Here is an 11,846-nt window from a genome sequence, read left to right as displayed (position 1 = left end):
TCTTGTTTCCTGAGGAGATTTGAAGAGCCTTTATCGCCTCGCAGAGACCGGAACTACTCGCCCCACCTGGGCATCAGCGTCTGCTCAAAACCCAGCTGATCAAGAATACGGGCGACAATAAAGTCCACCATATCCTCAATGCGCTGCGGGTTGTGGTAAAAACCGGGGCTGGCTGGCATCACCAGAGCCCCCATGCGGGTCAGCGTCAGCATATGCTGTAGATGAACCTCATGATAGGGCGCTTCCCTGTGAACCAGAATCAGCTGACGGCGCTCTTTAAGGGCCACATCGGCTGCACGCTCAATCAGGTTATTACTGGCAGCGGTGGCTATTGCTGACAAAGTACCGGTGGAGCAAGGGCAAACCACCATCTTGTGAGGCGCGCCGGAACCTGACGCTACCGGTGCCATCCAGTTCTCCCGGCCATACACTTTAATCTGCCAGGGCTCTGCCTTAAAGCGTGTCACCAGATAGGCCTGCAGCTTATCGCTGCCAGAAGGAAAACGCTCTTCCGTCTCAGTCGTAATCACGACCTGAGCGGCTTTGGAGACCATCACAGAAACCTCACAACCCAATGCGATCAGGCACTCGATCAGGCGGATTCCGTACTGAGCACCGGAAGCACCGGTCAGAGCAACCGTCACGCGCTTATCGCCGCTCAAAGCTGCCGAGGAACACTCGGATGAATCAGTAGAAGGCTGTTCGGTATGACTCATATAGGACTCTTAAATAGAAAAAACAAAGTAAACAGTAGCAGGGACTGCCAAAATAAACGGGGCTACGATTACCGCAAGACTATAACTGTCGTTATATCCGGCAAAGCGGGAAGACAAGCTTAACATCAACAGTAACCCCGAGTGCACGACAACCCTCTTACGGTCATCATCGTGACCCAGAGCATCCGAGGATACTAAACCTTAGTCAAAACCACTTTTGCGGGTGTAAGTATATTTCACGCACTCAGGACTTGACCGCTAAAGCATCCAACAATTTCTGATGAATACCGCCAAAGCCACCATTGCTCATCACGACGATACGATCCCCGGGGCGACTGGCTTCGACCAGCCGAACAATCAGGTGTTCCAAATCACCTACCAACTCAGAAGGAACCGGTGCATTGGCCACCACAGCCCCCAGATTCCAGTCCAGACCAGGAGGCTGATACCAGAAGGCCTCATCGGCATATTGAGTACAATCGATCAACTGGGACTGCAGTGTTCCCAGACGCATCGTATTAGATCGGGGCTCAATCACCGCCAGAATCCGGCCTTCCCCTTCCTGCAGATGCGGATCAAGCGCCAGCTGAGCTTTTGCCCCTTCGAGGGTGGTATTGATAGCCGTGGGATGATGGGCAAAGTCGTCATAAACCTTAACGCCATCCACTTCGCCACGCAGCTCCATACGTCGCTTCACATTACGGAACTCTGCCAGTGCCTGTGCGGCAATCTCAGGTGTCACCCCCACATGGCGGGCGGCAGCAATGGCAGCGACAGCATTGGCAACATTATGTTGCCCGGAAAGCGACCAATTCACTTCCGCCACTTTTTCACCATCCAACAAAACCTTAAAGCGACTGCCATCTTCACGCAGCATACGGGTAGACCAGCCCTCTTTGCCGGAATGTGCTTTGATCATCTGCGTCGGCGTCCAGCATCCCTGCTCCAAAACACCGTTCAAAGACTGACAATCTGCAGAAACAATCAGGCCTTCAGAGGGTACAGTCCGCACCAGATGGTGAAACTGACGCTGAATCGCTGCCAGATCCGGGAAGATATCGGCGTGATCAAACTCAAGATTATTCATAATCAAGGTTCGCGGGCGGTAGTGAACAAACTTGGAGCGTTTATCAAAAAAAGCTGAGTCATACTCATCCGCTTCAATCACAAAAAAAGGTGTCTCACCCAAGCGCGCGGAAATACCGAAATTTTCCGGCACCCCACCCACCAGAAAGCCCGGTGCCATTTTGGCGTAATCCAAAATCTGCGCCAGCATACTGGTCGTGGTGGTTTTACCATGAGTGCCGGAAACCGCCATCACCCACCTGTCTTTCAGTACGTGCTCAGACAACCACTGAGGACCAGAGGTGTAGGGGATCCCTTTATTCAACACAGCTTCCACCGCCGGATTGCCACGGCTCATGGCATTACCGACAATCACCAGATCCGGCACTGGCTCCAATTGCTCAGGAGAAAAGCCCTGAGTGATTTCGATGCCCTGCTCTTCCAGCTGGGTACTCATGGGCGGATAGACATTCGCATCAGAGCCCGTCACGTTATAACCCAGCTCCCGGGCCAAAATCGCCAGACTGCCCATAAAGGTTCCGCAGATACCCAGAATATGCAGATGCATAAAAACTCCCTAAACCATTTAGGTCGTGCCTGAGACCTCTGGCACGCGCCGGAAAAATTCACAGAAGATTAGCATGAGAAGACGCCTTGCCCAACAGAATTAGCCTGCAACTAAATAGTGATGATTTCAGAATACCAACATTAAAACAGGCGCTTACAAAGCCTATATCTGCAAAGCATGAAAAAACTTGCCCACAGCCATGCAAAAGAGGCCAAATTCAAGTAGTATTGCCGACATTTTTCGGGGCCAAATTCGACGGACTCAGGATCTGATCCTCTCCCGTATGGCTACTATTTTAAGACCTCAACGACTCTCAGGAGCCAGTTCAGAGATGAGCAAGCAAAACGCGTTTTATGCCCAGTCAGGTGGTGTTACTTCTGTTATTAATGCCAGTGCCTGTGGTGTCATCGAAACTGCACGTAAACACAGCGACAAAATTGGTACTGTTTATGCCGGTCAAAACGGCATCATCGGCGCCTTGGTTGAAGAGCTGATCGATACCAATGCTATCTCTGAGCAGGACGTTGCTGCACTACGTCACACCCCTGGTGGCGCATTCGGTTCTTGCCGCTACAAACTGAAAGACATGGAGACGCACCGCGAGCAGTACGAGCGTCTTATCGAAGTATTTAAAGCCCACGATATCGGCTACTTCTTTTATAACGGCGGTAACGACTCAGCAGATACATGCCTGAAAGTATCGCAAATCTCCGAGAAATTAGGCTACCCGATCAAAGCGATCCATGTGCCTAAAACCGTTGACAACGATCTGCCGATCACCGACACCTGCCCGGGTTTTGGTTCTGTGGCCAAATATATCGCACTCTCCACTATGGAAGCGGGCCTGGATATCCAGTCTATGTGCGAAACCTCCACCAAGGTGTTTATCCTTGAAGTGATGGGTCGCCATGCCGGCTGGATTGCTGCAGCCGGTGGTTTGGCACAGCAAGCAGAAGGCCAGCCGCCACATATCATTATCTTCCCTGAGATCGCTTTTGACCGTGTAGCCTTTATGAAGAAGGTTGATCAAAGCGTGAAAGACAACGGCTACTGTGTCATCGTTGTTTCAGAAGGCGCGCACTACGAAGACGGCACCTTCATTGCGGACGCTGGCACTAAAGATGCTTTCGGCCACACTCAGCTCGGCGGCGTGGCACCAACACTGGCGAACATGGTCCGTGAAGACCTGGGCTACAAATACCATTGGGCGGTTGCCGACTACCTGCAGCGTGCTGCTCGTCACATCTCCTCCAGAACTGACGTCGAGCAGGCCTATGCCGTAGGTCAGGCTGCTGTCGAGATGGCGGTTGCGGGTAAAAATGCCGTTATGCCGGCGATTATCCGTAAGAGCAACGCGCCGTTTGAGTGGGTTATTGAAGAAGCCCCTCTGGATAAAGTGGCCAATGTTGAGAAGTTTATGCCACGGGACTTTATCACCGAAGATGGTTTTGGTATCACCGAAGCCTGCCGTGAGTATCTGGAACCTCTGATCCGTGGCGAAGCCGAGCTGCCATACGACGAAAAAACCGGTCTGCCAACTTATGTTCGCCTGAGTCATCAGCTGGCAGAGAAAAAGCTGCCGGAATTTAAAGCGTAATATCATAATCGATAACACGCTTTAGCACTGAAATAAGAGCCCCGATAAACGCATATCGGGGCTTTTTTATTTTGCAGAATCACACCTATTCACAAAACTCATTTCCCTTAATAACTTTTTTGCAGGAATATATTCGATCCTCATCTAAGGGGGCATTGCTGAATAGGGACTAAAATATGAACACCGCACGCATTAACCCCTGGTGGGTTGTTCTCGCCGCCGGCATTATTCTGGCTTACAACATGGGCGTTCGCCTATCCACTGGCCTGCTTATTCCAAACATCAACAGCGACCTCGGTATCAGTCAGTCTGACCTGGCTTTTGGTTTTGCCGTACAAAATTTACTTTGGGGTGCCGTTTCTCCCGTAGCCGGCCTTCTGGCAGAGCGCTTTGGCACGGTGCGTATTCTACTTGTGGGCGCACTGCTCTATGGACTGGGCATGGTGTTAGCCGCCATCGCACAGGACAACATGCTTTTCTTTATCGGTAACGCCCTATTGGTCGGTATCGGTGTCGGTGCGACCACCTTCCCCATTGTTCTTGCTGCTGTCGGGCAAAAATTTCCTGCGAATAAGCGTACCCTGGCCCTTGGCATCGCCAGTGCTGGCGGTTCATTAGGTCAGTTCGGCTACGCCTTTATTCTGGGAAAAATTAGCCCTGTAATCGGCTGGTCCGATACCTTTATGTGGTTTGCAGGCTCGACGCTGATCGTTTTTGCCCTAGCCTGGTTGCTAGCCGAGAGCAAGCAACTCAGGGAAGAACGCCGCTCAGCTCAGATCTCCTCACCAACCCGACTTTTTGACTGGCAGGCCATTGGCAAAGCGATACAGGTGCCGGAATATCAGCTGTTGAATATCGGCTTCTTTGTCTGCGGTTTCCACGTTGCCTTTATCACCGTGCATATGGCAGGGTTTGTAAACTTCTGTGGTCTGCCATCCAGTGTGGCATCCAACTCGATCGCCTTAATCGGGCTGATCAATGTGATTGGTGCCGTCACCGTCGGCTGGGCAGGGGATCGCTGGCACAAGCCTTATCTGCTCACCCTGATCTATGGTTTGAGAACCCTGCTGATCATTATGCTGATCATACTCCCGCCCACCTATGAAGTGTTTTATGCCTTCTCTGTTGTTATGGGAATGCTATGGTTGTCCACCGTCCCCCTGACCAGCGGCTGCGTTGCGCACCTTTTTGGCACGAAAAATCTGGCATCACTATTTGGAATTGTCATGTTCAGCCATCAGGTAGGTGCTTTTTTTGGCAGCTGGTGGGGTGGCCTTCTGTTTGAATGGTACGGTGATTACAGTATTGCATTGAGCTTAAGTGCTGGCCTTGGCTTACTGGCTGCCCTTGTGCATCTCCCTCTGACACCTAAGCGTTTTGCTGCTGCAGAGTTTAAAGCCGCCTGATATGTATGGTGTCATCTGCCTGTCACAGACAGGGGTTAAATTACATCTAAGGGTTTGGCCATTATAAAGATGCTGGGAAAGCTTATATGGAATCGCCATAATGGATAAATGGCAGGGCAGGATGCCTTTTTTCCTCTCTTAAATCTCTGTTGTGACCTGCTAGGTCTCAGTATGGCGGCATAAAGCGCGCCGATATCTGCAATACTATCCATTGTTGTCACGGCCGAAGCTGCACCCAGTATAAGAAAACAGCTGGGACGTCAGGTATATTGGACAAGTATACTAGTCTTTTCTCAGACCAAGTGTGCCTTTTGCTTTAAGCCAGGGGTCTTTCGATTTCAAAGCAACATCTGAAGACTGAGCTTTGTTTTTATCGAGCGACTTTTTCACCTCTGCTACCAGCTGCGCCTCTGTTTTCGTTGCTCTTTTATCAGTAGAAAAACCCTTCATTTTCAAATACAGGCTCTCTACCTTCTGGCGCGCCCAAGGCGTTTTACGCAAAAACTTCAGACTGGATCTGATACTTGGCTCTGATTTAAAGCAGTTCACTGCAATCCTCTGATGCAAACCCGGCCAACCATATTCTGCAACCAACTCGTTCAGAATCTGCTCAAGCTTTACCCCATGCAAAGGATCTTGTGATGTGGCGACTTGCTTCTTTACAGCAGGTATCTCTTTCTCAACCATAGTATCTGACCGGCCTTTTCTGTTTCATGCGGTGCAATAAAAAAGGAGTCAGGGCCGACTCCTTTTAATATCTGCTTTCACAGGTATTTTAACTGTAAAATCATCTGCTGGGCAGATCGATTAAGTCACCATACTGCCTATTAATAAAAGTAGCAGGATACCCGATAACCCTTTCCAGAACATCAGAGGATTACGCTCCACTAATGGCATTGCCCCCTCTTTCATGTAATGTGGATTAGGTTTTTTCAGGTCATAGATAAATTCAGACAGGCGGCGGTAACGAAGTTCCGGGTTTGGCTGCAGAGCCCGACGCAAAGTTCCATCCAGCCATACCGGCACCATCGGATTAAACTGATAGCTTGGCAGATATTCAAGTCGAGAAAAATCCACCCGACTATGAAAGTGCTCCATCTGGTCCGCATAAGGTTGCTGCCCGGTTAGCATCCAGTAGGCAATGACGGCCAACGAAAACTGATCTGCATTAGGCCCTGGCTCACGATTCAGGCGATACTCCGGCGCACTAAAGGGGGTCAGGCCGACCATACGCACGATGGATAATGGCGAAGGCAAATCATCTGTCCCCGGAACAGCACATGATGCAAAATCGATCAGCTTGATCATGCCTCGCTGATCCACCAGAATATTATCCGGATGTAGCCCCTGGCAGAGAATATCCCGCCGGTGTAACGCCCGAACTGCTTTTACCATTTGCTCAATAAGATCAATCAGGCGACGCAATTCTGCATGGGGATTCTGAAGCATCCACTCGGTCAAAGTACGGCCATCAACAAACTCCCGCAGATAATAAAGATAGTTTCTGGGGCGGGAAGCATCGACAATTTTAGCCACATAAGGCGAGTTTACCCGTTCAACCACCCACTGCTGCATAATAAACTGGCGTAAAAAGTCTTTCCGACTTTCCAGTTGAGGTGACGGTGCCTTAAGCACCATCTCCCGGCCGGTATGCTTGTCTTCTACCCGGTAGATACAGCTCATATTGCTTTTATTAAGCACTTCCATCACACGGTAACCGTCCAGATCGTCACCAATATTCAGCTCTCTGGGCACCGGCAAAGCACCAAATGCCTCTCCTATCGTGTCACCAGACTCTTCAGGAAGCATATCGATACGTACCAACTGAAAACAAAAATGAGTGCTGCTATAACCGCGGGCACTGGCTTTTTCCATCGCAACATTCAACAGCTGATCACAGGCCTCATTCAGATCTGAAGCATTATGGCGAATCTGTTGAACATAATCAGATGCCACCAGAGTGCCTTTACTGGCCTGAGTGGTAAACAGCAGGATATCGCCCTGCTTTAAGGAAAACTGGTGATAATCAATATCAACACTGGGGTCCAGGCCAAGGGCCCGGGACGGGTAACGATAACCACCAATAAAGTTGGTGTGCTCGCGATTCAGCTGCTCAAACTCACCACCCCGTAAACGATAAACCAGTGTATCTCCCATATGAAAAAGGTGACCATGACGCCCTTTTAAAACGACACTGCTGAATGAACTGATATAGTTGCCATTAGTAACATTCTTTCCCTGACTGAACAGCCAGCCATTAAGGGCACTCAACACTTTAGTCGCCGACGTTTTCACATCCCAGTTATCCGGCGTAGCATAGTAATCTGCCAAAAATCCCCGTACACAGGTTTCTGCCGCTTGCTTGGCAATAACATTACGCCAGGTAGAATCCGCCACAACGGCAGACACACCTTTTACGGCCAGACCAGAGCCTTCAGGGATTCTGACCGACATTGTCGATCGTATTGAGTTTCTGTCCGGCGCAATAAAGGCCTGGCCATAACTGATTTTTAATTGACTATCTCGGGTCATTGCACCAACTCAGATCGTTTTCCGGTGAACTGCATATTTTTTGCACTGCACTAGCGTATTCAGACGCCGGTCTGAATACTGCAGTTTAACTGATCGGATGATATGCAAATATTATGCAATAGTGTTTGTCGTAACAGCTATCCCACTGTGAGTATAAAAACTGTAACAGGGGGAACCTTCCCTCACAAAGAACACATCCCCTTCAACAGCTATAAAGACAGCCTGCCAGTGTGTTCTTTAGTAGGAATCTATGGTGTGATAATGGCAATCAAAGGTGAGTGACTATATAATCCTGCCAGCTTTTAATGAGGGGATCTTCCCTGAATTTCCATTCAACGTTTTCTATTTCTGGGGTCAGAATAATGGATTTTGAAAAAATTCCTGCCGGTAAAGACGCACCAAACGATATCTATGTAGCAATTGAGATTCCCGCGCAAAGCTCACCGATCAAGTATGAGATCGAGAAAGACTACAATGCGATCATGGTTGACCGTTTCATGGCAACCCCAATGTTCTACCCTGCGAACTACGGCTTCATCCCTCACACCCTGTCTGAAGATGGTGATGCACTGGATGTTCTGGTAATTACACCTTACCCAGTTCTGCCTGGTTCCGTCGTTCGCTGCCGCCCGGTTGGCGTACTGAATATGTCTGATGAGGCAGGGCCTGATGCGAAACTAATCGCCGTACCTCATGACAAGCTGACCACAGTTTACAAAGAAATTCAGGATGTTGAAGACATTCCAGCCCTGCTACGTGAGCAGATCTCCCACTTCTTTGAAAACTATAAAGATCTGGAAGAAGGTAAGTGGGTTAAAGTTGAAGGCTGGGGCAATGCTGCCGAAGCTCGTGCTGAGATTGTTAAATCTATCGAAGCCTACAATAACAGCAAGTAAGAAGCTGTTATCACTCTGCCCCGCCATGTGAGCAGAGTTCTGATAAAAAACGCTGGTTTATCCGGCGTTTTTTATTATCTGCATCACCGGGTGGTCTACCCCATAAAGCGATCTAATTCAGAAGATTTTTCCGCAGCTTTTTCGGTGTTTCATCAAACCAGCGTTTAAAAGCCCGGGTAAAATTTGCGGGATGATTAAAGCCCAGCCGATAGCTAATCTCGCCTATTGTCAGATAGTTCAGCCGAACCCAATGTAAAGCCTGCTTCTGCCGAAGCTCATCCAGTACCTGCTGATAACTACTCCCTTTCTCCTGCAGCCGCCGCTGAAAAGTGCGCGGACTAAAATTCAGCTGAGCAGCTGCGACCTCCAGAGGTAAGCTCCCCATAGGTAAGTGGTTCAATAAAAGGGATTCAAGCCGGGCAATAAGGTCGCTTCGATCCAATCGCGCCAGATAGTCAGCTACCAGAGCATCATTTTGTTCAGCAAGTTCAGGACTGGCTGTCAGTAATGGCCGATACATAGCGGCAGCATCAAAAACAATTTTATCGTAGGACGCATTAAAAAAAACCGGGCACTTAAACAATCGCTGCCAGGATGTTGGGTCCAGAGGCTGAGGACGGCTCAGCCAAATACTTTTCGGTGAAAAATCAGGGTGATAAATATGCCGGGCCGTCAGTACAGAGGTACCGATAAAGGCATCCAACTCCTCTGATGCCAGCTGATCCCGGCGCAGGCCGGTTTTCAGTCGTACATTGACCTCAACATCAGAGCCAAAAGGCGTAACGGACATATCAGCATAATCCGCAAACATACGTACATTTTCTGCCAAACGGCGAAAGCACTCCATCAAAGTATCACTGGACCAAATGGCAAAACCCAAAGCATGCCAGGATGTCGGTCTTACAAATCGCGCCACCGTAAGGCCGACAGCCTCATCACCGGATAAATTCCTGGCAAGTCGCCAAAGCCGGTCAAGGGTCGCCAGAGAGTAGCGGGTTTCCGGCTGGTTTGCTGCTGACTGGTCAATCCCGACCCGTGCTAAGAGCGCACTGCCATCAATATGGTATTGATCAAGAGCCCGACTAATCACTAAAGGCCAGCTACCAATAACACTAATCTGATCCGCTTGCCTGAACATATGCCTCCAAAATGACTTACGGGTTTCGCAAAACGGCGTCACCACTCAGACTATCCTATGATATAAAAATAATCATTTCACGCCATTAAACCATCTTAAGACGACAAGACCTTGTTGCCAGGGCATGTTTCGCTCAAAAATCATACTTCCCTCGTTCATGTTTGACGCCTGACCCGCTAAAACCTATAGGTGAAGGGGCATCAACTTGTAAACAGTGCAGGGTGTAAACAAGCTCAGACAGTAAGAACAAAAATAATCGGAGATACAGTATGCCAACCAAAATTCTACCAGGCGCTAAAGCCGCAGAATCTTACCCATTACTTATCAAGCAAATTTTTGCTTCTGCAGGTCGTTTTGAGCCTGATAACGAGATTATCTATCGGGGCGAAACCCGATTCAGTTATCGGAGCTTTCGACAGCGGGTGCAACAACTGGCCAATGCGCTGAAAGCAGCGGGTGTTCAGGCAGGAGATACCGTAGCGGTCATGGACTGGGATAGTCACCGTTACCTGGAGTGCTATTTTGCAGTGCCGATGCTGGGTGCCATTCTGCACCACGTTAATATCCGCCTGTCTCCGGAACAGATCGCCTATACCATGAACCATGCTGAAGATAAGCTGGTTCTTGTGCATGATGACTTTATTCCCCTCGTTGAACAACTGGACGGTCACCTGAGCACAGTTAATGGCTATATCCGATTAACCGACCAGGCCGGTAGTCAGGCCGTGGGAAATATTTCCTTTGTCGGTGAATATGAAACCCTGCTGCGGGCGGAAGAGCCTGTATGCGAGTTTCCGGATTTTGATGAAGACAGTATTGCCACAACTTTTTACACCACAGGGACGACAGGCAACCCAAAAGGCGTTTTCTTCAGTCATCGCCAGCTGGTATTACACACCCTGAATATGGTGGGCATGCTGGGCAGCTATGCAGGCCTGCCGCTACTTCGCTCTGATTCCGTCTATATGCCGATCACCCCAATGTTTCATGTACACGCCTGGGGGGTTCCCTATGCCGCCGTTATGCTGAACTGCACACAGGTCTACCCCGGTCGCTACGAGCCGGATATGCTGGTTAACCTGATCCATGAGTATAATGTCACCTTCTCTCACTGTGTACCTACTATTCTGCAGATGCTACTTGGCTGTGAGTCAGGCAAAGAAGCGCACTTTGATAACTGGAAAATTCTGATTGGCGGTAGCGCTCTGCCCCAGGGGCTTGCAAAAGCTGCCATGGACAAGGGTGCTGATATCTATTGCGCTTACGGTATGTCCGAAACCTGCCCGCTACTCACTGTAACCCACCTGAATCAGGAGCAACGTGCTCTGCCAATAGACAAGCAACTGAAATACCGCACTCTGACTGGCGTTGCATCGAACATGGTTGACCTGACAATTACTGAGGCAAACGGTTCTCTGGCGGCCCACGATGGCGAAGCTGTTGGTGAAATCACAGTTCAGGCCCCCTGGCTGACCCAGGGCTACTTTAAAGAAACAGAGAAACAGGAAGAGCTCTGGGAAGGCGGCCGACTACACACCGGCGATGTTGCCAGCATCCATGAAAACGGCTTCGTTGAAATCAAAGACCGCATCAAAGACGTAATCAAAACCGGTGGAGAGTGGCTTTCCTCCATCGAGCTGGAAAACCTGATTAGTCAGCATGAGGGTGTAGCCGCTGTCGCGGTAGTTGGCGTGCCGGATGACAAATGGGGCGAACGACCATTTGCAATGGTTGTACCCAAAAATGAGACGCTGACTCAGGAGGCATTACAGCAACACCTGATCCAGTATGTCGACTCTGGGCATATCTCTAAATGGGCGATTCCGGACCAGATTCGCATGGTCGATGATATTCCTAAAACCTCCGTTGGCAAGATCAATAAAAAAGAGATCCGCGCGCTGCTGGCATAAATCAAAGCTATCGGCGGA

The 11,846-nt window shown here is 49.6% G+C and carries 9 protein-coding genes; 4 read left to right on the top strand and 5 right to left on the bottom strand.

What is annotated here, in order from left to right; all coding sequences use genetic code 11:
• Positions 1 to 53: 53 nt before the first annotated feature.
• Positions 54 to 716: a flavin prenyltransferase UbiX gene (locus BTA35_RS13525; RefSeq protein ID WP_078320338.1), complete on the bottom strand. Its 663-nt coding sequence runs from the start codon at positions 714 to 716 to the stop codon at positions 54 to 56.
• A gap of 244 nt (positions 717 to 960) precedes the next feature.
• Positions 961 to 2,349, bottom strand: a complete 1,389-nt coding sequence (mpl, locus tag BTA35_RS13520) for a UDP-N-acetylmuramate:L-alanyl-gamma-D-glutamyl-meso-diaminopimelate ligase (RefSeq protein ID WP_078320337.1) — start codon at positions 2,347 to 2,349, stop codon at positions 961 to 963.
• Positions 2,350 to 2,680: 331 nt separating this feature from the next.
• Here mpl and BTA35_RS13515 point away from each other — a divergent pair, with 331 nt between their 5' ends.
• Both BTA35_RS13515 and BTA35_RS13510 read left to right on the top strand, forming a co-directional pair.
• Entirely contained in the window at positions 2,681 to 3,946 is a 1,266-nt protein-coding gene (locus BTA35_RS13515; protein WP_078320336.1) for a 6-phosphofructokinase, read from the top strand.
• A 176-nt stretch (positions 3,947 to 4,122) separates the two neighbouring features.
• A complete protein-coding gene (locus tag BTA35_RS13510) occupies positions 4,123 to 5,352 on the top strand; it encodes an MFS transporter (RefSeq protein WP_078320335.1) in 1,230 nt (409 codons plus the stop codon).
• Positions 5,353 to 5,634: 282 nt separating this feature from the next.
• Here BTA35_RS13510 and BTA35_RS18945 read toward each other — a convergent pair whose 3' ends face one another.
• Both BTA35_RS18945 and BTA35_RS13500 read right to left on the bottom strand, forming a co-directional pair.
• Complete coding sequence (locus BTA35_RS18945; RefSeq protein WP_078320334.1) at positions 5,635 to 6,039, bottom strand: VF530 family protein; 405 nt, start codon at positions 6,037 to 6,039, stop codon at positions 5,635 to 5,637.
• Positions 6,040 to 6,159: 120 nt separating this feature from the next.
• On the bottom strand, positions 6,160 to 7,884 hold the full coding sequence (locus tag BTA35_RS13500; RefSeq protein ID WP_238377599.1) for a bifunctional serine/threonine-protein phosphatase/kinase: 1,725 nt from the start codon (positions 7,882 to 7,884) through the stop codon (positions 6,160 to 6,162).
• A gap of 362 nt (positions 7,885 to 8,246) precedes the next feature.
• Between BTA35_RS13500 and ppa the strand changes: the two genes are divergently transcribed.
• Positions 8,247 to 8,780: an inorganic diphosphatase gene (gene ppa, locus BTA35_RS13495; RefSeq protein WP_078320332.1), complete on the top strand. Its 534-nt coding sequence runs from the start codon at positions 8,247 to 8,249 to the stop codon at positions 8,778 to 8,780.
• Between the two features lie 112 nt (positions 8,781 to 8,892).
• Here ppa and BTA35_RS13490 read toward each other — a convergent pair whose 3' ends face one another.
• Positions 8,893 to 9,918, bottom strand: a complete 1,026-nt coding sequence (locus BTA35_RS13490) for an AraC family transcriptional regulator (protein WP_078320331.1) — start codon at positions 9,916 to 9,918, stop codon at positions 8,893 to 8,895.
• A 269-nt stretch (positions 9,919 to 10,187) separates the two neighbouring features.
• Between BTA35_RS13490 and BTA35_RS13485 the strand changes: the two genes are divergently transcribed.
• Positions 10,188 to 11,828 carry a fatty acid--CoA ligase gene (locus BTA35_RS13485; protein ID WP_078320330.1) on the top strand — a complete coding sequence of 547 codons (1,641 nt, stop codon included), beginning with the start codon at positions 10,188 to 10,190 and terminating at the stop codon, positions 11,826 to 11,828.
• Positions 11,829 to 11,846: the final 18 nt, after the last annotated feature.

Origin of the sequence: Oceanospirillum linum (assembly GCF_001995095.2) — a bacterium.
Lineage (GTDB): Bacteria > Pseudomonadota > Gammaproteobacteria > Pseudomonadales > Halomonadaceae > Oceanospirillum > Oceanospirillum linum.
Note: the sequence above shows the minus strand (reverse complement) of the source record. Positions and strands in the feature narration are given on the sequence as shown.